Below are 22,416 nucleotides of genomic sequence, written 5' to 3'. Positions count from 1 at the left end.
GTGATAAATACTTTACAGAGAGTGCATCAGTTTATTAAGCCAGCCATCTGCTGTTGATGGTTTGTAAATCATTACTATGCCTTCGCTGTAGTGACTGTTAACCCCCTTTACAGTTATTTTTGTAAGTGCTAAATCATCAATCACAAAGTCTGGTAAATACGCAAGTGCTAAACCACTTTGTACTACCTCAATGAGAGCACTGTAGTCGCTACACCTGAAGACAATATTACGTTCAGCCATTTCATCTTGCCAACCATCAGAACCAATACCTTGCTCTAAACCGCACAAGGGTGAAAACAGCGGACAAGCAAAAGCTGATTGCGCAAACTCGCTTTTACTTAGAGCTAATAACTTTTTTTGTACTAAATTATGAGTGCGTGCCGCTGCTACACTAAACCCTGTATTAAATACGTCAACTGCCACTAAGTTAGTATGCTGGCTGTTGTTTAATGCCTCGCGAGTAACCAGCGCAATATGCGCAGCTCCCGACGCCACTTGGCTTATGGCTTCGCCCTCAAACACATTATTTATTCGTACCGAGCAGGGCAGGTGGCTAAGTGGTATAAGCAGCCTCTTTAAACCACTTTTAAGTAAAATAGCAGGGCCTGCAATTACTGCATTAAATTTATGATTATCGCTTTTAAAGCGGCTAGTGAGCTGTTGGTAGTTATGAACTAAATCGCTACTGTGCTTAACAAACTCTTTGCCTTTATCATTAAGTACTAAGGTTTTACCCACACGATTGAATAGTTTAGTGGCTAAGCTTGCCTCAACTTTTTTTAGGGTTTTAGAAAGCGCACCAGCGGTAACATTAAAATGCTTAGCGGTTGTGTGCAGGTTTTGCGAACCCGCCACGTGAATTACTTTTTCAATGTCATCTAAATGCATTGTACCAAACCGTATTGATTAAAAGGAAACAACTAACAACTTATTATCGATTATTTATATATAAAAATCAGCTTATAGTAGCGCTATATTAATTTTAGAGCATAAACATGAAACACCTACTGCTATTTTTTATTTTGTTTTCAACAACAGTTTTAGCAAACACTCCCCTACACAATTCACAAAATACGCATAAGAGCCACAGCTATGTAGGGTTTCATGGCATGGCGCTTATATTAGCAAACGATAAAGTGCTTGCCAGTCACATGCCTTTATACACTACTCCCCACGACTACCAAATAGTGTATGAAGTAACTACAAGTGATACCCACTTAAAAATAATCAAAGATGCTTTAAGAAAAGCAGCAAACGAGCAAAGCCAGATCTCTATTTTACCAAGTAATTTTGACCTAAACTTATTAATAAATAAGAAGACACCCACTTTAAATACCACTGTGTTTAATGGTCATTTTGAACGCGGAGGTACGGCCGTTTTTTCGACAAAGCTAACTTTTAAAAACCCGTTATATGTAAAAAAACTCGCTATAACACAACCCGTAAAAGCAGAGTTTGATTTAATAAAGGTATCAGCAGGGCAGGGGGTGGTAATTCATAAAATACAAAGTAAACCAAGCTATGACTCGTTAAGCTTAGTGCCGCTTACTAGGGGGAAGTATAACGGGGAATTAGAGTGCGACAGCGCAATAAATACAACGCTTGCAAGTAAGCTAACGGCATGCTTTAAAAACGCCCCCAGCTATTTAGAAACCCAAGATTTTGCGATTAATTAATTTATAAATAACGGCGATTTAAGCCTTAAAAGTGCTGTTTATATAAAGTGTTAATGGGCATTGAGTATGTAGAGGTGTACCTGAATATACTCACCATTAAGTAATTTGACTTGAGTAAATATGTGGCAGGTAAACGCTGCATACCCATGCAGCGTTTACTGCCATTTGTTTAGCCCTAATTAAAACTGATAGCTTACCCTTGCTGAAAAGTTACGCCCAGGTTGGGTGTATTGGCTAAAATCAGCACTTTGCGATTGACCTGCAATCAACTCAAAAGGTACATATTCTTTATCGAGCAAGTTAAGTACACCTACATTTAGCTGCCACGCTTGCCATTCGTAGTTTGCGTATAAATCAACAACGCCGTAACCATGCCCTTGCGTAGTTTTATCATCGTTTGCATCAAGTACTACATCCGATTGCGATTTAGCTAAACGCAACGCAGCGGTCCAGTTAATATTACCCAGCTCTGTACTTAACAATATTGAGCCATTTAACGGGCTAATGCTGGTAAGTGGCTGATCAGTTTCTTTGTTTTCACCATCAACGTAGGCTACGTTTGCCTCAAGTAGTATATTTTCAGCGACATACATGGCAATTCCGGCTTCTACACCGCTTATTTGTGTTTCGCTAATATTTTGATATTGATACAAAGTTTTGTTTACATTAGGAATGTACGTTGGCTCAACACCTACTACGGCGGTTTCAATAAAATCATCGAATGCTGCATAAAAAGCACTTAAATTTACGCTAATATCGCTGCTGGCGTACCTAAGCCCAAGCTCAAACGAGTCACTGCTTTCTGGGTCTAAATCGGCGTTTGGTAATATTTGATAAAACGGCTCAACGCCGTGGCTTTGATAGGCTTGGTCGTGTGGTGGTATTTTAAAGCCTCGTACGTATTGCCCGTACCACGATAAGTTATCATCCACTTGGTATATAACACCTAGCTTAGGCGAAAAAGCAGACTCGGTAATATCGTCAAGCTGCGCATCAGCGTATAGCTCATCATTTTTAGCTTCAAGGGTGTAGTAATCATATCGCACGCCCGCAATAACCGACCATGCACTGTTTTTAAACGAAATACTGTCTTGTACATAGGCGCCAATTAAAGAGGTGTCAGCCCCCGGAAACGCTTTTTGTTTTTGGTCTGTAAAATCAACGGTGCCATCAGCTAAAACACGCGTTTTTAAACGTGGCCGAGTGGTGTCGTATAAATCGATATCAATCCCGTATACCACTTCGTGATCGGCACTCTCTGCGTTAAATCCTTTATTAAATACCGCTTTTAAACCTAAGATATTTTGTTCAAAACGATAGTCGTTATAATCGGTGTAGGTGCTTGCGCCACTAATTGCATCGCTTTGCTGCTCGTAACTACTATAAGACACTTGCCCATACCACTTATCGAACGCGGCTGTTGCTACCTCTGAATGGTAATCTAGCGCCAGTGACCAACTCGTGTCGTCTTCTTCGGTTTCTTGAATGGCGGGAGTTATTTCTTGCTCAATTGTTTGATTAAAGTAATCAAGGGTGTATTTAAGTGTGCGTTTTTCATCAAGCTGTTGCTCAAATTTAACTAATAAAGCGTCCGACTTTGCATCATAACCGGGTAAGTTTTCGTCGTAATTTTGAACTTCTTCGCTGTCGCGGTGGCTATAAACGGCGCTTACTGCAAAGTCGCCTAAGTCTTTTGCACCGGTAATATCAGCAGCAATTTGGTTACTTTGACCTTGATACCCCAGTGCCATTTTTACATAGCTGCTGTTATTTTTTAAATAATCGCTTGGATCTTTAGTGGTTATAACCACAATGCCACCGAGTGCGTCAGAGCCATATAAAGACGATGCAGCACCTTTGGCTACTTCTACTTGTTTTACGCCTGCTACATCAAAGTAATTGCGGCCAACTAAATATCCCCCTCCGCCTGCATAACCATCGTTGGTGCGTCGGCCATCTTTTATAAATACAACACGGTTACCACCAACACCACGTACAGTAAGTGTTTGCGCGCCTGCGCCACTGCCTGTGGTTGCAATGCTTGAATCGTATTTAAACATGGTTTGTAAATCTACAGCTAGCTGGCGCTCTATATCTTGCTCGGTAATAACCGTTACTGAGCCTGTTACATCTTTAAGCTTTTGTTCAAAGCGCGAGCCACTCACAACAATATGATCGTCAATTATGTTTTCGGCAAATGCAGTGCCCGATCCGAGTAATAAGGTTGCTATAGCAGTAAATTTAAATGTAGAGGGATTCACTTTAACTCCAAATGATAATAGTTATTATTTATGGCGAGGATGTTACAACTAAGTCGAATTGAGATCAATTAATTATGATAATCATTTTCATTTAGATTTAACTAGTTATAATAGCCGAAAAATAAAAGCCGGAGTTTGTAATGAAATACCTATTTATATTGTTTGCTTTAGTCGCTCAACCTGCACTTGCACAGGAGCGCGTTATTAGTGCTGGCGGCACCCTTACAGAAATAATTTATGCGCTGGGCAAACAAAGTACCCTTGTAGCGGTTGATCAATCTAGTATGTACCCACAGCAAGCTACGCAATTACCACAGGTGGGTTATTACCGTGAATTAGCGGCAGAAGGCGTGCTTTCTATGCGCCCAACCACCTTATTAGCGCTTGAAGGCGCAGGGCGAAGCCAAGCACTTAAACAAATTGAGGCAACTGGGGTTAAACTAATTCATTATAAAAAGCCCACCTCAGTAAATGAGCTACTTGAGCTAATTAAACGCCTTGGTACCGACTTAAACGCCAAGCAAAAAGCGCAATCACTTATTACGCACATTACAGACTCATTACCTGAAAAAGCAAAAGCGCAGACACACAGCGCGCTATTTTTACTCTCAGCTAATGAGCGCGGGCTTGTTGCTGCAGGGCAAGAAACCGTCCCTAATTTATTATTTAGCTATGCGGGCATTACTAATATAGGCGCTACACATTCAGGCTTTAAAGTAATTAATACCGAAGTACTTGCTGTAAATCAGCCTGACTTTTTAGTTGCGCCAAAGCATGTTGTACAAAGCATTGGCGGCAAGCAGGCTTTTTGTAAGCAACCGAACCTACGCTTATTAAAAGCAGCGCAAAGCTGTAACTTACTTGTAATGGATAGCCTGCTTTCGCTTGGTATGTCGCCACGTATTGCCACAGCAATTAATGAGCTTAACGAGTATAAAACCCGCTTATGAACACCCTAACATTGAGCCGCTTTGTGCCTATAACACTTAGCCAAACTCATAAATGGATGCTATTAGCCTCTGTTTGTATTTTTGCTTTGGCGCTACTAAGCATTGGGTACGGCCCTGCAGGATGGGATTGGCGTTTAGCTATTGCCTGGCTTGCGCCCGAGTACTTTAATCAGTTTGATGCGCTGCAAATTAATGTAGTAATGCAAATACGTTTGCCGCGTTTTGTGCTTGCTGTATTAGTAGGGTTGGTACTTGCCCAAACAGGGGCGGCAACCCAAGCGTTGTGCCGTAACCCGCTGGCAGATCCATCTATTATTGGCATTAGTGCAGGTGCGGCAATGGTTGCAGTGGCGTTTATAGCACTTAGCGCGCAGTTTAATTTTAACGCTCAGTTGTATTTACCTTATGCGTCGTTTTTAGGGGCGCTTGGTGTTACCTCGCTGGTATATTTTATTGCCAAGCAGCAAGGGCAAATTAATATCACCACACTTATATTGGTGGGGGTTGCTATTAACGCGTTAGCATTCGCTGTTATTGGGCTACTGAGTTTTTTTGCCGACGATAGCGCGCTACGATTAATAAATTATTGGACCATGGGCTCATTAGGCGGAGCAAGCTGGAGCACGATTATGCAAGCTGCACCGTTACTGTTTATCAGCCTAATTGGCCTGTGGCGGTTAAAAAATCCCATGAACTTACTCCTTATTGGCGAGTCACAAGCTCAGTACCTAGGAGTAGACACCAATAAGCTTAAATTGTATGTCATTATACTCGTTGCATTAGGGGTAGGTGCGGTTGTAGCGCTTACCGGTTTAATAGGGTTTGTTGGCTTGGTAGTCCCGCATATTGCCCGCTTAATGGTGGGGCCGCATTTACGTAATATGCTGCCGCTTTGTATGCTAATTGGCGTAGTGGTATTGCTACTTTCTGACTGGCTAGCACGCATTGTGATCATGCCATCAGAGCTACCCATTGGCATTATTACTGCGTTATTGGGTGCGCCATTGTTTATTTATTTAATAGTGAAAAATAAGCGAGGTTGGTCATGATCACGTTTAACAACCTAAGCGTTGGCTTTGATAATCACAGCGTTTTAAACGCTATTAATGGCAGCGCTAAACAAGGGCAACTTGTCGCACTACTTGGTGAAAATGGCGCAGGTAAATCTACCTTGCTGCATACCTTAGCAGGTATGCACTCCTTTACAGGCAGTGTACTTTTTAATGCTAAGCCGCTGGCCTCTCACGCTAAAAAACGCCTTGCAACACAGCGCGCAGTCATGATGCAAGCTAACCACGTAGGGTTTGATTTTAATGTATCTGAGCTTATTGCAATGGGTCGCTATCCGTATGTAGAGTCATTAAAAATGCAAAGCGAAAAAGTACATAAATATGCCGCTATTATGGATTTAAACCAGTATTTAATTCGCCGCGTAAGTGCGCTTTCGGGCGGAGAGCAACAGCGTGTTCATATGGCGCGTACTTTAGCGCAGCTCGATGCCTTTACACAATCGGCCGAGCCAAAACTAATGCTGCTCGACGAGCCTACATCAGCACTTGATATGCGCCATCAACATGCTTTGCTCAGCTGCGTTAAAACCTTTGTAGAGCAGGGCAACAGCGCCATTATTGCAATACACGATCTAAATTTAGCCAGCCTTTATGCAACCGATGCTATTTTACTGCACAACAAAAAAGTGTTGCAAAGTGGGCCTATAAACACCGTATTAACAGAACAAAACTTACAACAAATGTACGCCATGAAACTGCACGTAAACCCTCATCCTTATAACGATGCACCCATGGTTTTTTCTCAACGTCAGGAGTTTTTATGAGAGAGCAAGCATTAAACGATGCACGCACCTTGGTTTACAAAACCAATGCCGGTGTTATGTCGACCATTTCTAACAATTTACGCGGCTACCCGTTTGGCTCAGTAACCCCCTATATGTGCGACGAACAAGGCCGTGTTTACTTTTTTATTAGCGATATAGCACAGCACACTAAAAACCTAAAGCACGACTCTCGCATGAGCCTAACTATTTTTGATGCCGCCGACTACGGCGATCAAAACGAGCACGGCCGAGTAACGCTTGTAGGTGATGGCTCTGTTGTGCCAAGTGAGCAAGCACACACTTTACTTAATAACTATATTGCCCTATACCCCGAAGCCGCTAGCTACCGCAACGCGCACGACTTTCAATTATGGCAATTAGACGTAGTGCGTGTGCGTTACATTGGCGGCTTTGGCAAAATATTTTGGCTTGAACAAACCGAATGGCAGGATGAGGCAAAAAACTGGGATGAAAACCAGCAGCAAAGCATGATAAGTCACATGAACGATGACCATCAAGATGCTATGTCGCTCATATTAATGCAGCACTATACCGTTGCTGATAACACCCCAATAATGAGCGGCTTATTACCCACTGGTTTTTATATACAAAGCCAAAAGCGTAATTACTTTATTAACTTTAATACCCAGTGCAACAGCCCGTTAGAGGTTCGTAAAGCGCTGGTTGCGCTAACCAATCAAGCCCGAAATAACTAAACTAAATACATGACGACATAGTTAACCTGAGCTCTGGTTAAGAAATTCACTAACTATGTCGTCATTTTATAAGCAAACTGTTTGCTCGCCGCGTTTGGCTAACGCTTTAAAAGCCGCTTGTTGATGCTGTGTTTGTACATAACGGGGTGGCAAAGGGTTAACTTGCAACTGATACCCTGTTTGTTTAGCTTGCACACTTGTAACCGGCGATATCCACACAACATTTAGCTCTGGCGCTAAACGCTTAATAACTCGCGCTATACCTTCGCCATTTTTCACATGAAAATCGCCCGCTATATGCATTACCTGCGCATCTTTATGATTATTTAAATAGTTAACGATAGACTCCCCCATTGTTTCATCCCAGGTAACTTGCGCAGCATAATAATTTTCGTTTTGACTTGGCGTGCCATGGTGCATTGAGGTCATAAAACGTTGTTTATAATCACTGGGGGATGTATCAATAGCGGCTGCAATATAGCTCTGCTGTGTTTCATCAAGTTTACTTAGGTAACTTATGCCTTGCCTGCCAATACAGGTGACTATATTTTTAGGGGCATTTGCAGCTATTACATCGCTATTGTTCGTTTTTGCCAGCTCTACCAGCGCACGGTAATCACTTTTGTAGTTAGGCCACGCTTGGGTGTTATCAATTAAGTATTGCTCACCAATTTCACTCTTAACGTACTGGTTTAAAGTATGCTGATCCGCGCGGCTAAATTGCTCAAGCGACAGGGCTGAGCGTTTATTACTTTTGCTTAATTGCTCAAATAACTCAGCCTGAAATAAATGCACACCCGGATGTGTATGCAATTCACCCACTAAAACCACATCGGCATTTAATAGCTTGGGCTCTAATAATACAGAGCTGACAGGCTTTGCTTGTGCATTATAAAGTGCTGAGTAATAAAGCGATGAGCTTTTATCAGGCACCGTGGCTGTTGTGCTACAACCACTCAACCCCGTAACTAACGCCAGAGTTAACATAGACTTATTCATACACACCTTCAACACTCTTTAATGCAAATAATTATCAATATCATATACTTGTAATACCTATTAAGCCAGCCAAACTGCTGCTTACTTACATAATCAAGGAAATGAGCGAAACGCGCATTGATATGCCTTAACTTTGCTTGTAAATATTAAATAGCTTTTGATAGCAATGCCTTAGGTAATTTGTTAAAACTGTAGAAAAATGAGCGTAGCATCGGCAGAAGTATACTCGATTCGCGTATTATAAAATTGTTAGACAAATACATTTGGAGTATAAATTGGAAATTACATTACCAATTACGGTGATTTTTGCGATTTCACTTTTTATCATTAAAGAGAGCTTAGAGTTAGTCCGAAAGTCTAGAGCAAAAAAAAGAAAGCTACTTGCTTTCAAAGCTGTATTGAAAGAAGAATTAGAACTTAATTTATGGACGTGGAAAAAGTTTAAATCTTCACTGAACAGAATCCGAGAGGCTGGGCAAGGTGGTCATTACAATTATTCTATATCACCTGCAGGAACAGAGCGGTTCGAGGTAGTTGATGCCGAAGGATATGGAACTGGACAAATGTTCCCTAAAGTTGAAATTGAACTGCATTCTAAATTACTAATAGATGTTGCAGAGTTAGATGCAAAGATGTATAAAAAATTGATTGCAAGTTATAAAGGACTTTCTGAATTGCATCATTTGAGGAATAGAATAGTCGACTTTATTCATGAAAACCAAGAGACAGTTTGTGATATTGATAATTTTACTGGGTCTACTTTACAAGATCTTTCTCCTATTTATACTGAGTTGGATGCATTGTATCAATATTGTACGGGTAAAAAACTGACTGAACATCGCATGAGATAATTACCTAACAAGCTTTAAACGAAATAAAAACTGTTGGTTACGTTCCACTTTGATTCACAATTATAGTCAACTATTTTTATTCGCTTAAGCAGGCGTTGAGACTGTAGAATTACTCTTTTTAAGAAAAACAGCCTGTTTTATGGGTTCCAAATGCTTTAAAAACGATCAAAGTTAATTACAGGAACTCGTTTTTTTAATTGAATTTGGCTGTCAGAGTTATTCTACAGTCTCGTTATAAATCACAAGGAGTGCGGTGTTGAATTCCGAGTTATCTGAAATTTCAGACCATATGTTTGAGTTGGGGACAAGTGCATTAGCCCATGCTAATTGGCATGCGAATTATATGAGCTTTGAAAATCATATGTGGCCAGAGCTTTCTGTGCTTCAAGCAGCTCATGCCGCAGAAATATTGATTAAAGCGAGGATAGCAGAAGAACATCCATTGCTAATTTTTGATCAAGTTCCAAAGTCTACTCAAGTTGATGATTCTAAATTAGGATTAAAACATCTTTTTGAAAAAGCTAAAACTATACAATATTCTGAATTACCTGAAAGGCTATGGGCAGCAACTGGTATAAAACTAAAGAATATTGATGCTTATAAGAAGTTTGGCTATTTAAGAAATAGCATTCAACATTTTGCTAGTCCATCGGATGTTGGTTGCAGTGAAGAAACAAGAAAATTTATTTATCAAGTCATTGATCCATTCATTCATGATTGTTGGGGTATAACAGCCGTTGATTACAACGAAGATCATGAACCGTATATTTATTTAATGGCTAACTTGATAACTAATGGTGTTGAGTTTTTAGTTTCAAATGCAGCTGCTAATAACTTGCAATATACAGAATTAAACTGGCCTAATGAAAACTACAAGCAGCTTATGCTTAAAAGGTTCAAACAGGCAGGTGCGGATGTAAGTGATTTATAACAAGCGCCTTATGTCTGCCCAACAGGTTAGGCTAGGACAATTATTCGCTGCAACTTCGTTGCAAAACACTCATAATCGCCTCATAGACGAGCGTTAGCAATCACTGAGATGATTATTAATTTAAATATAGAAGGTCATCGGCTTTGATAGCGCTTATAAAAGAACTCCAACCACAGCTTAAATACCTGTCGACATTAAACTTCTTATCCCTAAGCGTTGGAACTGGTGTGATATGGCAAAAAAAGTCGGCTTAGCTGAGGAGTATTTCCTTACAACTATTATTATTCCTTAAAATTAGCGACCTACTTATGATGAGTTAACTACTAATTTTAATAACCGCTAACATATCGTCGTCATCCTCATCGAGGCCAACTTCTTCAAACCCAAAACTTGAATAAAAGTCTTTAGCAACAGGGTTTAGCGGGTTGTAACAAATCTCGATTTGTTTAAGCTTAGAAGTTGTTTTAATCTCTTCAATTGCCATAGTTAGTGCTTTGCGCCCAATGCCTTTATTTTGATGAGTTTGATCCACCATAAAGCGCCAAATAGAAACCTTTGCAGAGGTTTCTTGTACCCACATAAAAAAGCCTACTGGCACACCATTTAGGTAAATAGCTTTACAGGTATACCCGCTATTGTAGTGCGACTCAACTAACGACCACATATTACACGCTACGTATTCTTCTTGTGTTTTAGCAACCTCTAAATCGCATATGGCTTCGTAATTATCGGCGGTGATATCTTCCAATGACAATTTCATGTTTTTCCTTCAGTACAACTTTGTGTAATTAGTAAGCTATCAGTGTATGTACCTATAATCAAATAAATGAAGAGATTGATTTTTATACCCCCTTAAATTAGCCTAAATAATGTTCTACACGGCTATCTAAAACAAAAAGGCCGCAGTAATAAATACTGCGGTCTTTGTTTTCCCATACCCTAATTTGTTACTCTGTTGTTATCACTAAATGCTAGTGTTACTATTATTGAAACGGATTTTTATAATAGCAAATGGAATTTAATTTATGAGTATTCAATTAGCAAACTACGAAATTAATATAAGATCATTTCATCCTGAAAAAGATTTTGGCTGGTCAGGGCTAATGTTTGAAGGGGATAATCGAGGGTTTTCGCTTAAACCTAGCGGTATTAAACCTACAACCTCAAGGATTTGGCATCGTCTACAGCTATCTACAAAAAATGGTAAAATTAATTCTGTTGATACAATATCAGATCCATCCAAAGCACCTTGGGAAGATAAAAAAAGAATATATTCTGGTAATTTAGCACCAAAAGGACGTGTTACCCTCAAAGACAAACCTCCAACTAATAGTATTTTTCAGTATCGGTTAAACGGCCAATACGGAGGAGTTAATCACGCGATGCCTGGCTCTCCAGAGATGCAAGAAAGATTAGATTTTTCATACGTGCCAACTTTAAATGTTAAATATAAAATTATAATAGACATTGATACTGTAAACGGTCACATGGATATAGTTACTTATATTACGGGCGATGCTTTCCCCAATTGTGAAGCATTTATTGTGGGTCCAGGTGGACAAGCAATCTCACTGGGTATCCATGTTCGAAAAGGTGCGCCACCACTAAGCTTATCTCTTAACGCTGATTACCCAATGATTGCAAGCGCACTGCGTTTACCGCTTAATAACAATGGTAGTTTTAAAGGAACTGTCGGCGATGAACTATTTAGACAGGCAAATAAATATCCTAAATTAGCTTTTCATCAAATAGCCGATTGGAATTACCGATTTACTTCTATTCCAGCGAATAGTGGCCATTGTATGCTACTAGAAAAAGCGAGTTTAGAATATTGCTTTAATGGCTCCCCCAAGTAAAGGCGACTCTATGAAACCCATCTTTAAAGCCCACTTTTTAAAAATATTGTTTATTGGTTCAATGGTAACGTGGCTATCAGGCTGTACTGAGATAAATAAAAGTGAGCCTGCAATTTACTTAATACCTGAAGGGTATGTTGGCTCTTTGTACATAATATTTAACGCCCCAAATGGAGAGCCACCAAAATACGAGGGAAACTCTCGTGTATATAAAATACCGCCATCAGGTGTACTCGTATCACAGATGGATGCAAACGAGGGCTGGATTGAATCTAGCCAAATACAGTACTTTTACGTAAGTGATACAGGTAAAAGAACGCCTATAAGCGAAGACTCTTCATTAGAAGATAACGATTCGCCAGGCAAAAGAACTGTTTATGTAGGTGGGCTAGGACAGTCAGGTCCAATATATGGCTGCACTGTGATAAATCAAAACTTTACGGTGGGCACGGACGCAGAGCAGACTGACAGAAGGAATCTGTACAATATATACGATGCTATCAAGCTAAAAAATATAGACGAAAAACTTTTTTATAATATTTGTCAACATTGAATAGCTTCAATAATATCGCAGCTATACGGAGCTAACCATCTTCCACGATAGTAATATTAAATTTGATTTAAAAATCATATTGTTACTTCATTCTATGAAAAAGTATGCGCTAATCACTAAAGTTATTCGAATAAACAAAAAGGCCGCAGTAATAAATACTGCGGTCTTTGTTTTTAGCTAAATGCTTTAAGCTAAGTGCTACCTAGTAAGCGCCTGCGCTGTAGATAAGCTCGTAGCTGTGGCTGTAAATCTCAAGGATGTTACCAAACGGGTCTTCCATGTAGATCATGCGGTACGGCTTTTCACCCGGGTAGTAATAACGAGGGGCTTCCATACGTTTTTTACCGCCAGCTTCTACAATACGCTCAGCTAAACCTTCTACATCAGGGTCTTGAACACAAAAATGAAAGATGCCTGTTTTCCAGTATTCAAAATTGTCTTTTGGGTTTTCTTGGTTTTTAAATTCGAAAATTTCGACACCAATACGATCCCCTGTAGATAGGTGCGCAATTTTAAACTTTTCCCACTTTTCGCCAAATACTTCTGTGCACATTTCGCCAATTGGGCTTTTGTCTTCGGTAATTAAAGTGGGTTCCATTATTGTGTACCAACCCATAACCTTAGTGTAAAACTCGACTGCTTTTTCAACGTCGGGAACCGAAATACCAATGTGCGAAAAACTACGTGGATATGTATGACTCATAATGCTTCCTCTTTAACTTGTGACTTATCTTGTGACTAGTTGATGGAGTTAGTTTACGAATCGACCAACATTAAGTAAAATTATCATTAATCATCATTTTGAGTACGTTTTGTAATGATAAATCCAACATGGTTAAATACGTTTTGTACTTTGGTTGAGGTAAATCATTTTACCCAAACAGCTGAGCGCCTTTATATGACCCAATCTGGTGTAAGTCAGCACATTAAAAAGCTAGAGCAACAAGTTAACTGCGCTTTGCTTGAGCGCCATGGTAAGCAGTTTTCTCTTACTCCTCAGGGCCAAAACTTATATCAGCAGGGCAGCCTACTTCTTAAAGATTGGCAGTTTTTAGAACAACAATTAAAAGATGATTCGCCGTACAGCGGAGCGGTAAAGATTCAATCTCCGGGCAGTTGTGGTTTAAAGTTTTATAATCAATTATTAGCACTGCAATCTGAGCATAAAGAACTAATTATTGATTACCGCTTTGCGCCCAATGTAAGTGTTGAACAAGCTGTAGCAAACCATAGTGCCGACATCGGGTTTTTAACTCAAGCTCCAACATTTAGCGAACTAACCAGCCATAAAATAAGCCAAGAGCCACTACTACTTGTAACGCCTGCAGGTATAAACATGCCTAATTGGCAAACCCTGTGTGAGCTAGGGTTTATTGCTCATCCCGATGCAAGCCATCATGCGCAGCTACTACTAAGCGAAAACTACAGTGAGTTTGAGCATATTGACCAAATAAGACGTACGGGATTTTCTAACCAAATTAGTTTAATACTAGAACCAGTAAGTTTAGGGTTGGGCTTTACGGTATTACCTGCTCATGCTGTTGGCGCATTCAATAAGCCCGCGCTTATTAAAACGCATCATTTAGAATGTCCGGTTAGTGAATCTATTTATGTGTGCCATCACCGAAATAGGCCGTTGGCAAAACGTATGAATACAGTGATTGAGCTAATAAAGGCGGGAGTAAATAGTTAAAACGTAAACCCCCTTTACACCCACGGCACTTAATACCATAAGCAAAAGGGGGAATAGAAAATTAGTTAACGCTTTCTAATTTTGCTTTTAAATCGAGTAAATCGGTTGCAATAGTATTTGGCTGTATTTCCCACGGATCGAAAATTGAATCTTTAGATCGTTGAATCCACGCTGCTCGCATACCGTGCGATATGGCACCGGTTACATCAAACGGGTTACTTGATACAAGCCACGTGTTTGCGCCTGTTGAATTGGTTTCGCGTAAAAAGTGGCTATAAACCCCTGGGTTTGGTTTAAAGGTTTTAACGTCGTCGGCACTTACTACCCCTTCAAAAAGCTCACTAATGCCAGCGGTTTCTAATAAGGTATGAACTGCGTCGGCAGCCCCATTTGAAAATGCAAACAAACGGTAATCTTTCGCTTTTAATTGCTCAAGGCCTGCTTTTACATCATCGAACGCAGGAAGCGTTTTATAAAGCTCTAGCAGTTGCCCCTTTTGATCTTCACTTAGCTCGGTTTTGTGCGCTAAGCAGGCGTAATCGAGTGCGTGTTTTGTACATAGCGAGAAAGGAATATAATTTTGCATTAATCCACGTCTAAATGAATACTCTAATTGCTTTTCGCGCCATGTATTTGAAAATGCTTGGGCGTTATCGCCAATCATGTCGTCGAGTAAGGACAGTACGCCGTGAGTGTTTATTAGCGTACCGTATACGTCAAATGCAAGTGTAGTTGCCATGTTTGCTCCGCAATAAAATAAATTAAGTTGGTCTTAGAGTACTTGCTTACAGCTTAACTTAATTTGAACGAACGCTCAAATTAATAAAACTTATAAGCATCGAGTGCTAAAATATCCATTTCTATATCTTCATGTATTTTTTTGGCTTTACCGTCACTACTTCCAAGCGCTGCAAAAAGAGGTAAAAAGTGCTCCTGGGTAGGGTGATTAAATAAAGCATGGGGTGCTTCATTTAAATAGTTAAGTAACGCTTGGGTGTTTTGCGCTATTAATTTTTGCTCAACCCAATGAGTAAACTCATTAACCATTTGAACACGATTAGGTGTAGCAGGGCTTTTAAATATTTCACGTAGATTGTGACTAATACCGCCGGAGCCAATAATTAATACGTTATCGCTGCGCAGTGGTGCAAGTAACTGTCCGTATTTATACATTGCTTGAGCGCCTAAACGCGTGTTAATAGACACCTGAACAATGGGAATATTAGCTGCTGGGTACATTAAGCGCAGCGGGATCCACACACCATGATCCCACCCTTGATCTGCACTTTGCACCGTTTTAATACCCGCTTTGTAAAAGTACTCACTAATAGTATTAGCAAGCTTAGGGTCACCTGGTGCTGGGTATTGAATTTCATACAGGGGCTTGGGAAAGTTATAAAAGTCGTGAATAGTATGCGGCGCATCTCCTGATGTAATAACTATATCGTGCGCTTCATCAAAGTGGGCAGAAAACACCACAATAGCACGAGGCTTACTAAGCGTTTGACCTAATGATGCAAGAAAATCTGACGTAGCCGATTGCTGAACAGCCATCATTGGCGAGCCGTGAGATATAAATAAAGCAGGCTGAGTCATACTAAAACCTTAAACAAGTAGATGCGTTATAAACACTATATAAGTTTCTATTTTGACGATAAATATGATACTTATTTATACATTATCAACAAAGCATTGTTAAAAAATGGATAAGCTCACCACCATGAAGACCTTTTTAGCCGTTGTGCAAGAAGGATCGTTTTCAAAAGCGGCCGATAAACTCGATATTTCGCCGCAGTTAGTCAGCAAATATATTTCTGCATTGGAAGATAATCTACGCACGCGTTTATTACACCGTACAACGCGAAAAGTAAGTGTTACAGAGGCTGGAAATCAGTATTATCAGCGTTGTCAGCAGGTGGTTATTGATATTGAAGACATGGAAAACTCCCTCAATAACTTAAGCGAAAATGTATCGGGTGTGCTTAGTATTAGTGCGCCTATGTCGTTTGGTACTAAGCATTTAGCAGGTTTGTTGGTTGATTTTCAAAAGCAGTATCCAAATTTAAAGTTAGATTTACGGCTCACAGACCAATATGTAGATATAGTAGAGCAGGGTATTGATATTGCTCTGCGCATTGGTGTATTAAAAAACTCAACGTTGATAGCTAAAAAAATTGCACCTATACACCTAGCGGTGTTTGCATCACCCGACTATTTAGAACGCCATGGCACGCCACAAACGCTTTTAGATTTACAGTCACATAATTATTTACGCTATTCCCACAGCGAACCCACAAAACGATTATTTGGAGTTAATGAGTTAAAAAGCGAGCTAAAGCTTGAAAGTAACTTTGTGGCTAACAATGGTGACTTACTACTAAATACAGCCATTGCTGGAGGTGGTATTGCTATGCAGCCCACATTTATTGCTGGCGAAGCGCTGGCTCAAGGCAAAGTAGTGCGCATTTTAAATGACTACGAACCCGACTCAATGGGACTGTATATGGTGTACGCTAACAGACAGTTTTTACCTAGTAAAGTACGTGCATTTGTTGATTTTACAAGTGACTTTTATGGCGATACACCTTACTGGGATTTAGCGTAATAAAAAGTAAACCGCCTAACAGGCATTATATAAAAGCTAAATTTTTAAAAAATTCCGTAGTAAATTTCTTAGTACTTTAAACACCTCTTGATTACTGTGTTGCTGATGCTGTAATACATCAACATTAGCCAACCAACCCATTTCTTCAAACTCAAGAGGAAGTTTAACCAGCTCCCCACTTTGTACTGCATCTACAGCTACATGGTTTGGTAATAAGCACCACCCGTTACCTTGTATTGCTAGCTCGAGTAATACAAAGTAATTATCGGCATACCAAATCTCTGGGCTAATTTTTAGCTGAAAGCTGCTTGTTTGTGTATTGCGCGAACGAAGAAGAAGTTGTCGATGTAGCCGAAGGCCATCCATATTTTCACATCTGATCCCCGCTAAAGGGTGCGATTTAGCAACATATAAATCAAATTTTACTGATCCAATACATTCATAGTCTAAGTAACTCGGTATATTTAATTCACTAAAAATAATACCCGTTATAGGCTTTTCGCTGTTTAGCATGTCAATTATGTCATGGCTGGATGCACTTAAAAACTCAAGCGATACGTAAGGATACTTACTTTGCAGCTTGCTAATAATACTCGCGATAGTTTTAAACGGGATCCCTTCGTCAAGTGCGATAGTGATTTCGGTTGGTGTTTTTTCGTTTAGTGCTAATGCAGAGTTTGTTAATCGCTGGTGTTGATTAAGCACAGCCTTAGCCTGAGGTAGTAACTGTTTACCGGCATCCGTTAATTGTGGATAACGCCCTGTACGCTCAAATAATGTTGCATTACAGTCTATTTCTAAATTAATAATATGCTGACTTATTACCGACTGCGCTTTACTTAAACTACGCGCTGCGGCCGAAAACGATCCAGCCTCAACGGTAGCTACAAATGCCTGAAGTTGTTCAATACTAAACATATCGCTTTTGCCGATACTAGCTAACTAACATGTATCTTAATAATGAATGAAAATAACCATCTCGTCATTCACTAAAGAACTTATTTATATATGAACACATTAGAACGTATTTTTCAGGCCCTAATATTTGAGATGATTGCATTATTTATTATTGTTCCTGCATCTGTTTATTTTGGTGGGTTTGCAACAGGAAAAATGGCAATAGTAGGTATTGGTTTATCAATTTTTGCCATGTTGTGGAACTACATTTACAACATAGTGTTTGATAAAATAGCAGGGCATAACCGAAAAGATCGCAGCTTACTAACCCGTGTTACCCATGCATGTGGCTTTGAGCTGGGTATGGTTGTAATAACGCTGCCAATGCTCGCTTGGTATTTAAATATTACATGGCTGGCTGCCGCAGCATTAGAAGCAGGCTTTTTAGTATTTATACTCATTTACACGTATATCTTTAATGTACTGTACGATAAGCATCAGCCATACAAAAAGTGGGTTAATAAATCGCAATGTGCTTGATATTTTAAAGTTTATAAAAAGTATTGCAATCATTTTAGCAAAAGCACAATGGTATAAAAATAACGGTAAATGTGCTTTTTAATTAAATCAGTTAGCAATGCTCAATTGATTAAGTAGTGCTAACTTACTATTTACAGCCTAACTGTAATGGGGGTTTACAGTAACTTTTTGCTTTATATATGTAGCTCTTTTAATTAGTTCCATACGCTCTCGCCAGCAGGATAAAGCGCTGCCTAATACCAAACCGCATAATATCTAATAGGCACGCAATGATGCTTTTAGTCAACCACAATTAAACAATCCTCTTTTAACATATTCACTGCGGTGTTCGTTTTGTTTATAAGGTTACGAGCTGTTATATAAAACATTTTACCGCTTGAGGTAGTGTAATCGGTAGGTTCTTCTATCTATTAGATCTGTGCCTTGTGTCTACTATTTATCGGGAAATACAAGACATAGAGCTTGCTCACGCTAGATGCGCAGCTTCTCATTTATTCGAATGCAGGAGTTAATGAATGTGTGGTTTAAGAATTTTGTAAAAGCGTTGCTTTTAAACGCCTGCAAGCAGCGCGTCTACAGTAAATTTTAACCGCAACGTTAAGTTTTGGCGGTAAATACCATCGCGACTTTAGCGCAAGAGTGTGTTAATTGGACTTATGCACATGCCCAGCAATCAATACACTTTTAGCAAGCGTTGCTTAAAAAAATTAACAATACATTAGCTATAACTAGGTGTGCCAAGTAAATGGCACACCTATTTTTTATGCAGGTATGGGCGCGTTTTCTGCAATAAGCTGTTTAGATTTCAACTCACTCCAAAACGCATCAGGAATGGTTACCTTCATTGAAGCAACATTTGCGTTAATTTGCTCGGCCGTTCGTGCCCCAGGAATAATAGAAGCCACAGTTGACGGCGCCTCTGCAAATTGTAGCGCAGCCGTTTTTATATCAATCCCATGTTTTGATGCAACTTCGCTAATTGCGTTAAACTTTTGCTGCATAGGCCCAGGAATTTTAGGTGAGTAATTAAAGCGATTACGCCCAGCTAAAAAGCCACCGTTAAGCGGAGCACCAATAACAGCAGAAACACCTCGTTTATCAAGCATAGGAAAGGTTTTATCAAGTGCTTGCTTATGATCTAAAATAGAGTACTGCAGCGCTAATAAGCAAATATCGGGGTCTGACATATCAAGCGCTTTATAAATAGCGTGAGGTGTATTTACCCCAAAACCCCAGCCTTTAATTATTCCTTCGTCACGCATTTTAGTCAGCTCAGGAATCGCCCCTTTAGCCGCTTGATCAAAGTACTTAAGCCAGTCGTCTCCCATATCACTATTTTGTGGCGACAAATCGTGAATATAAACAATATCAAGTGAGGCGACACCAATACGCTGTAGCGTATCTTCTATAGAGCGACGTGTACCCGATGCTGAATAATCATATTTATAATGAAAAGGTGAGTGATCAGCCCAGTGCCAGCTATTTTCTAAAGGCTCTGCTGAAGGGGTAAGAAGGCGACCTACTTTTGAGGATAAAACATAATCTTCACGCTTTTTGTTTCGAAGTAAATCACCGAAGCGCCTTTCGCTTAAGCTCAAGCCGTAAAAAGGTGATGTATCAAAATGACGAATACCAGAATCCCATGCGGCGTTTAGCATTGTTAAAATTTCTGTATCGCTTGATATAGTGTTAAAGCCATTACCAGCGGCAAGGCCACCTAAGCCCATTCTTGCTTCTGGGCGATAATGCTTAGCGTTAGTAAGATCGTTTGTGGGTAGAGCAGCGCTTTTATCTATTGATCCTTTAGTTTGCATAACACTGCCGTTAGACATTTTTATCTTTAGTTGTTCAGCCAAAGCTGAAGCACTAAAAATAGAGCCTAAACTTAAAGCAGCGCCTGCTTTAATAAAATTTCTGCGAGATACCATGTAACTATTCTCCTTGAGTAAGGTTAAATATCTACGCTATAACCTAGTATAAATACCAACCAAACTCAAGCGAACGAAAAGCAATAAAAACCAACATTATCAATAAGATGGTTAAATTAACGAGCGCTGAACACGTACTTTAATTAACATTTAGGAATGATTATTTTCTTTACTCGTACAGTACTTTAAAGTGCACAAAATAGTGAACTTTAATAGCTTGATAAAAAAGCAAACTTCCAAATTGGTGCACGCCTTAATACTCATTTATACAACATAAAAATGGTTACATTTATTCATGTGTACAAATTAGTAAACAAAACCTAATAAATAAAAAATATGAATACTAAAGCTTAGTTAATCTCACTAGCAAAGCGTTTTCGGTAACGCTTAGTTAATTTAACCGAACGTAGTTGGTCGCTAATTAAAGTAAATATTGGTGAAGCATTTATTTTTACAGGCTTACCTTCGCCTATACGTCGTATTTGCCTTTTTACCAGTGCCATAGTGGCAAGCCCTGCGAGGGATTTATCTTGCCAAGTAACACTGGGTAATACGGCTAGTTGCAGTGGCTCGTTTTGCCATTTGTTTACTAAATTTGGTTGGTATGCAAGCGCAGTGGCAATACCCACGAGGGCCACTCCACTTTCAATCACGTTGTTGGCTATAGATAAGCGACTAATGCCACCAGTGGTCATTATTGGGATTGATGAGCGGTGGCTAATCGCTTTTGCAAACTCTAAAAAGTATGCTTCGCGGGCAAGTGTGCGTTGGTCACCTGTTTTACCTTGCATGGCAGGTGCTTCGTAACTACCACCCGATAACTCCACAAAATCAACATTGAGTTCATTCAATAAATCCACTACAACTTGCGCGTCACTGGGTTCAAACCCACCTCGCTGAAAATCAGCAGAGTTTAACTTTACCGAAACCGAAAAGGTAGGGGAACAAGTTGCTTTAATACTGCGAGTTATTTCGAGAAGTAAGCGGGCTCTATTTTGTAGGTTGCCACCCCATTTATCGTCGCGCTTATTGGTAAGTGGCGATAAAAACTGAGCAAGTAAATAGCCATGCGCTGCATGTATTTGTACGCCATTAAAACCGGCTTTTTCGGCTTGTAGTGCAGTTTGTGTAAAGCGGGTAATAACATCGTCAATGTCGGTTTGCGTCATTGCCCTTGGTACGCCAAATAAGTGCGAGTGCTTACCCATATTAAGTGCAACATTTGAAGCAGATAGGGCTTTTCCGCCCATTTTTTTAAATACTTGCCTACCAGGGTGATTAATTTGCATCACCACTTTGCAATTATTTTGCTTTGATAAACGAGCAAGCTCGGCAAAGGCTGTAATATCGGTGCTTTGCTCAAGCACAAGGCCACCTGGGCCTGTCATTGCTAAATGATCAACCATTACATTGCCGGTAATAATTAGCCCTGTACCGCCTTTAGCCCATGCGCTATAAACGTTTTTAAGTGCTTGGGAGGGCGTTTGGTCCTCTTGTGCTAGGTTTTCTTCCATAGCGGCTTTGGCAATACGATTTTTTAATACTAAACCACTTAACAAGGTAAAGGAGGTAAACACAGGGTTGCGCATAATTATTTGCTAATTAAATTGACATTAAAACAACTATAACCTTAAAGTTAGCTTGAAGGTCAACCTACTAAGTTTATGTAAAGTGGAGTTATTATTAGTTATGAAAATAGGCGAACTTGCAAAACTTACCAAAATACCTGCCAGCACTATTCGTTTTTACGAAAGCAAAGGGTTATTAGCACCAACCACTCGCAGTGCTAATGGTTATAGGCTGTACACCCAACAAAACTTAGAAAAACTGCAATTAATTAAATTTTCACAAAGCTTGGGGTTTTCACTCAACGAAATACCTTTATTACGTAACGAAAACGGCGAGCTAAACCACACAGTAATAATCGAACGTTTAGAAAAAAAACAAAAAGAAGCTGACATTTTGATTGAGCAAATGCAGAAAAAATCACAGCGTATTGGCAGTTTAACTGCGCTACTAAACTCTTATTGGGATAAAGGCGAATGCCTGCCAGAAAGTAAATTAAATGAATTACTAAAAATGATGGATTACGAATAAACTAATACAGCTTATTTAGTAAGCTGTAT

23 protein-coding genes are annotated in these 22,416 nt (G+C 39.7%); 13 read left to right on the top strand and 10 right to left on the bottom strand.

From position 1 onward, the window contains the following. Window positions 1–12 precede the first annotated feature (12 nt). Window positions 13–888: a LysR family transcriptional regulator gene (locus BW142_RS11330; RefSeq protein ID WP_076924890.1), complete on the bottom strand. Its 876-nt coding sequence runs from the start codon at window positions 886–888 to the stop codon at window positions 13–15. Between the two features lie 107 nt (window positions 889–995). Here BW142_RS11330 and BW142_RS11325 point away from each other — a divergent pair, with 107 nt between their 5' ends. Then, window positions 996–1,676, top strand: a complete 681-nt coding sequence (locus tag BW142_RS11325; protein ID WP_076924889.1) for a hypothetical protein — start codon at window positions 996–998, stop codon at window positions 1,674–1,676. A gap of 179 nt (window positions 1,677–1,855) precedes the next feature. Here the strand turns inward: BW142_RS11325 and BW142_RS11320 are convergent, their stop codons facing one another. Next, window positions 1,856–3,937 carry a TonB-dependent hemoglobin/transferrin/lactoferrin family receptor gene (locus BW142_RS11320; RefSeq protein ID WP_076924888.1) on the bottom strand — a complete coding sequence of 694 codons (2,082 nt, stop codon included), beginning with the start codon at window positions 3,935–3,937 and terminating at the stop codon, window positions 1,856–1,858. A 140-nt stretch (window positions 3,938–4,077) separates the two neighbouring features. On the opposite strand from BW142_RS11320, the gene BW142_RS11315 reads away from it, so the two are divergent. Genes BW142_RS11315 through BW142_RS11300 form a run of 4 tightly spaced genes read left to right on the top strand, consistent with a single transcriptional unit; the run spans window position 4,078 to window position 7,437 of the window. After that, a complete protein-coding gene (locus BW142_RS11315; RefSeq protein ID WP_076924887.1) occupies window positions 4,078–4,887 on the top strand; it encodes an ABC transporter substrate-binding protein in 810 nt (269 codons plus the stop codon). Further along, window positions 4,884–5,936, top strand: coding sequence for an iron ABC transporter permease (locus tag BW142_RS11310; RefSeq protein WP_083707577.1), 1,053 nt, complete (start codon window positions 4,884–4,886; stop codon window positions 5,934–5,936). The genes BW142_RS11315 and BW142_RS11310 overlap by 4 nt, the downstream gene beginning before the upstream one ends. After that, window positions 5,933–6,721, top strand: a complete 789-nt coding sequence (locus BW142_RS11305) for a heme ABC transporter ATP-binding protein (RefSeq protein ID WP_076924886.1) — start codon at window positions 5,933–5,935, stop codon at window positions 6,719–6,721. The genes BW142_RS11310 and BW142_RS11305 overlap by 4 nt, the downstream gene beginning before the upstream one ends. Further along, entirely contained in the window at window positions 6,718–7,437 is a 720-nt protein-coding gene (locus tag BW142_RS11300) for a DUF2470 domain-containing protein (protein ID WP_076924885.1), read from the top strand. Before BW142_RS11305 ends, BW142_RS11300 begins: the two co-directional genes overlap by 4 nt. A gap of 66 nt (window positions 7,438–7,503) precedes the next feature. Here the strand turns inward: BW142_RS11300 and BW142_RS11295 are convergent, their stop codons facing one another. Beyond that, window positions 7,504–8,436 (bottom strand): ChaN family lipoprotein, encoded by a 933-nt coding sequence (locus BW142_RS11295; RefSeq protein WP_083707576.1) that lies wholly within the window; start codon window positions 8,434–8,436, stop codon window positions 7,504–7,506. Between the two features lie 275 nt (window positions 8,437–8,711). Here BW142_RS11295 and BW142_RS11290 point away from each other — a divergent pair, with 275 nt between their 5' ends. After that, window positions 8,712–9,287: a hypothetical protein gene (locus tag BW142_RS11290; protein WP_076924884.1), complete on the top strand. Its 576-nt coding sequence runs from the start codon at window positions 8,712–8,714 to the stop codon at window positions 9,285–9,287. 256 nt (window positions 9,288–9,543) lie between these two features. After that, entirely contained in the window at window positions 9,544–10,218 is a 675-nt protein-coding gene (locus BW142_RS11285; RefSeq protein WP_197111856.1) for a hypothetical protein, read from the top strand. Between the two features lie 316 nt (window positions 10,219–10,534). On the opposite strand, the gene BW142_RS11280 is transcribed toward BW142_RS11285, so the two are convergent. Further along, window positions 10,535–10,978, bottom strand: a complete 444-nt coding sequence (locus tag BW142_RS11280) for a GNAT family N-acetyltransferase (RefSeq protein ID WP_076924883.1) — start codon at window positions 10,976–10,978, stop codon at window positions 10,535–10,537. A 265-nt stretch (window positions 10,979–11,243) separates the two neighbouring features. Between BW142_RS11280 and BW142_RS11275 the strand changes: the two genes are divergently transcribed. Further along, complete coding sequence (locus tag BW142_RS11275) at window positions 11,244–12,074, top strand: hypothetical protein (protein WP_076924882.1); 831 nt, start codon at window positions 11,244–11,246, stop codon at window positions 12,072–12,074. A 10-nt stretch (window positions 12,075–12,084) separates the two neighbouring features. After that, window positions 12,085–12,627, top strand: coding sequence for a hypothetical protein (locus BW142_RS11270; RefSeq protein WP_076924881.1), 543 nt, complete (start codon window positions 12,085–12,087; stop codon window positions 12,625–12,627). Window positions 12,628–12,829: 202 nt separating this feature from the next. On the opposite strand, the gene BW142_RS11265 is transcribed toward BW142_RS11270, so the two are convergent. Then, the gene (locus tag BW142_RS11265; protein ID WP_002959229.1) at window positions 12,830–13,330 is read right to left on the bottom strand and encodes a lactoylglutathione lyase family protein; all 501 of its coding nucleotides are present in this window, start codon (window positions 13,328–13,330) and stop codon (window positions 12,830–12,832) included. Window positions 13,331–13,444: 114 nt separating this feature from the next. On the opposite strand from BW142_RS11265, the gene BW142_RS11260 reads away from it, so the two are divergent. Further along, window positions 13,445–14,320, top strand: a complete 876-nt coding sequence (locus BW142_RS11260) for a LysR family transcriptional regulator (protein WP_010552899.1) — start codon at window positions 13,445–13,447, stop codon at window positions 14,318–14,320. 61 nt (window positions 14,321–14,381) lie between these two features. Here the strand turns inward: BW142_RS11260 and BW142_RS11255 are convergent, their stop codons facing one another. Both BW142_RS11255 and BW142_RS11250 read right to left on the bottom strand, forming a co-directional pair. Further along, entirely contained in the window at window positions 14,382–15,059 is a 678-nt protein-coding gene (locus tag BW142_RS11255) for a haloacid dehalogenase type II (protein WP_024591580.1), read from the bottom strand. An 80-nt stretch (window positions 15,060–15,139) separates the two neighbouring features. Beyond that, complete coding sequence (locus BW142_RS11250) at window positions 15,140–15,916, bottom strand: class III extradiol ring-cleavage dioxygenase (protein ID WP_076924880.1); 777 nt, start codon at window positions 15,914–15,916, stop codon at window positions 15,140–15,142. 106 nt (window positions 15,917–16,022) lie between these two features. Between BW142_RS11250 and BW142_RS11245 the strand changes: the two genes are divergently transcribed. Further along, window positions 16,023–16,925, top strand: coding sequence for a LysR family transcriptional regulator (locus tag BW142_RS11245; protein WP_076924879.1), 903 nt, complete (start codon window positions 16,023–16,025; stop codon window positions 16,923–16,925). A gap of 36 nt (window positions 16,926–16,961) precedes the next feature. On the opposite strand, the gene BW142_RS11240 is transcribed toward BW142_RS11245, so the two are convergent. Further along, window positions 16,962–17,843, bottom strand: coding sequence for a LysR family transcriptional regulator (locus BW142_RS11240; protein WP_076924878.1), 882 nt, complete (start codon window positions 17,841–17,843; stop codon window positions 16,962–16,964). Between the two features lie 90 nt (window positions 17,844–17,933). Here BW142_RS11240 and BW142_RS11235 point away from each other — a divergent pair, with 90 nt between their 5' ends. Then, a complete protein-coding gene (locus BW142_RS11235) occupies window positions 17,934–18,362 on the top strand; it encodes a PACE efflux transporter (protein WP_024600346.1) in 429 nt (142 codons plus the stop codon). Window positions 18,363–19,123: 761 nt separating this feature from the next. Here BW142_RS11235 and BW142_RS11230 read toward each other — a convergent pair. Further along, the gene (locus tag BW142_RS11230; protein WP_076924877.1) at window positions 19,124–20,290 is read right to left on the bottom strand and encodes an aldo/keto reductase; all 1,167 of its coding nucleotides are present in this window, start codon (window positions 20,288–20,290) and stop codon (window positions 19,124–19,126) included. Between the two features lie 350 nt (window positions 20,291–20,640). After that, complete coding sequence (locus tag BW142_RS11225) at window positions 20,641–21,879, bottom strand: NADH:flavin oxidoreductase/NADH oxidase family protein (RefSeq protein WP_076924876.1); 1,239 nt, start codon at window positions 21,877–21,879, stop codon at window positions 20,641–20,643. Window positions 21,880–21,979: 100 nt separating this feature from the next. Between BW142_RS11225 and BW142_RS11220 the strand changes: the two genes are divergently transcribed. Further along, a complete protein-coding gene (locus BW142_RS11220; RefSeq protein WP_076924875.1) occupies window positions 21,980–22,387 on the top strand; it encodes a MerR family transcriptional regulator in 408 nt (135 codons plus the stop codon). Window positions 22,388–22,416: the final 29 nt, after the last annotated feature.

This window comes from Pseudoalteromonas sp. EB27, from assembly GCF_001974875.1.
Taxonomy (GTDB): Bacteria; Pseudomonadota; Gammaproteobacteria; order Enterobacterales; family Alteromonadaceae; genus Pseudoalteromonas.
The sequence above is the reverse complement of the archived record's forward strand: the minus strand, read 5'-3'. Positions and strand labels throughout refer to the sequence as shown.

What these genes read in the sequence shown, in the direction of transcription:
- BW142_RS11330 (WP_076924890.1), bottom strand. Translation starts at nt 888, where the DNA reads ATGCATTTAGATGACATTGAAAAAGTAATTCACGTGGCGGGTTCGCAA.
- BW142_RS11325 (WP_076924889.1), top strand. Translation starts at nt 996, where the DNA reads ATGAAACACCTACTGCTATTTTTTATTTTGTTTTCAACAACAGTTTTA.
- BW142_RS11315 (WP_076924887.1), top strand. Translation starts at nt 4,078, where the DNA reads ATGAAATACCTATTTATATTGTTTGCTTTAGTCGCTCAACCTGCACTT.
- BW142_RS11310 (WP_083707577.1), top strand. Translation starts at nt 4,884, where the DNA reads ATGAACACCCTAACATTGAGCCGCTTTGTGCCTATAACACTTAGCCAA.
- BW142_RS11305 (WP_076924886.1), top strand. Translation starts at nt 5,933, where the DNA reads ATGATCACGTTTAACAACCTAAGCGTTGGCTTTGATAATCACAGCGTT.
- BW142_RS11300 (WP_076924885.1), top strand. Translation starts at nt 6,718, where the DNA reads ATGAGAGAGCAAGCATTAAACGATGCACGCACCTTGGTTTACAAAACC.
- BW142_RS11295 (WP_083707576.1), bottom strand. Translation starts at nt 8,436, where the DNA reads ATGAATAAGTCTATGTTAACTCTGGCGTTAGTTACGGGGTTGAGTGGT.
- BW142_RS11280 (WP_076924883.1), bottom strand. Translation starts at nt 10,978, where the DNA reads ATGAAATTGTCATTGGAAGATATCACCGCCGATAATTACGAAGCCATA.
- BW142_RS11275 (WP_076924882.1), top strand. Translation starts at nt 11,244, where the DNA reads ATGAGTATTCAATTAGCAAACTACGAAATTAATATAAGATCATTTCAT.
- BW142_RS11270 (WP_076924881.1), top strand. Translation starts at nt 12,085, where the DNA reads ATGAAACCCATCTTTAAAGCCCACTTTTTAAAAATATTGTTTATTGGT.
- BW142_RS11265 (WP_002959229.1), bottom strand. Translation starts at nt 13,330, where the DNA reads ATGAGTCATACATATCCACGTAGTTTTTCGCACATTGGTATTTCGGTT.
- BW142_RS11260 (WP_010552899.1), top strand. Translation starts at nt 13,445, where the DNA reads ATGATAAATCCAACATGGTTAAATACGTTTTGTACTTTGGTTGAGGTA.
- BW142_RS11255 (WP_024591580.1), bottom strand. Translation starts at nt 15,059, where the DNA reads ATGGCAACTACACTTGCATTTGACGTATACGGTACGCTAATAAACACT.
- BW142_RS11250 (WP_076924880.1), bottom strand. Translation starts at nt 15,916, where the DNA reads ATGACTCAGCCTGCTTTATTTATATCTCACGGCTCGCCAATGATGGCT.
- BW142_RS11245 (WP_076924879.1), top strand. Translation starts at nt 16,023, where the DNA reads ATGGATAAGCTCACCACCATGAAGACCTTTTTAGCCGTTGTGCAAGAA.
- BW142_RS11240 (WP_076924878.1), bottom strand. Translation starts at nt 17,843, where the DNA reads ATGTTTAGTATTGAACAACTTCAGGCATTTGTAGCTACCGTTGAGGCT.
- BW142_RS11235 (WP_024600346.1), top strand. Translation starts at nt 17,934, where the DNA reads ATGAACACATTAGAACGTATTTTTCAGGCCCTAATATTTGAGATGATT.
- BW142_RS11230 (WP_076924877.1), bottom strand. Translation starts at nt 20,290, where the DNA reads ATGGTATCTCGCAGAAATTTTATTAAAGCAGGCGCTGCTTTAAGTTTA.
- BW142_RS11225 (WP_076924876.1), bottom strand. Translation starts at nt 21,879, where the DNA reads ATGCGCAACCCTGTGTTTACCTCCTTTACCTTGTTAAGTGGTTTAGTA.
- BW142_RS11220 (WP_076924875.1), top strand. Translation starts at nt 21,980, where the DNA reads ATGAAAATAGGCGAACTTGCAAAACTTACCAAAATACCTGCCAGCACT.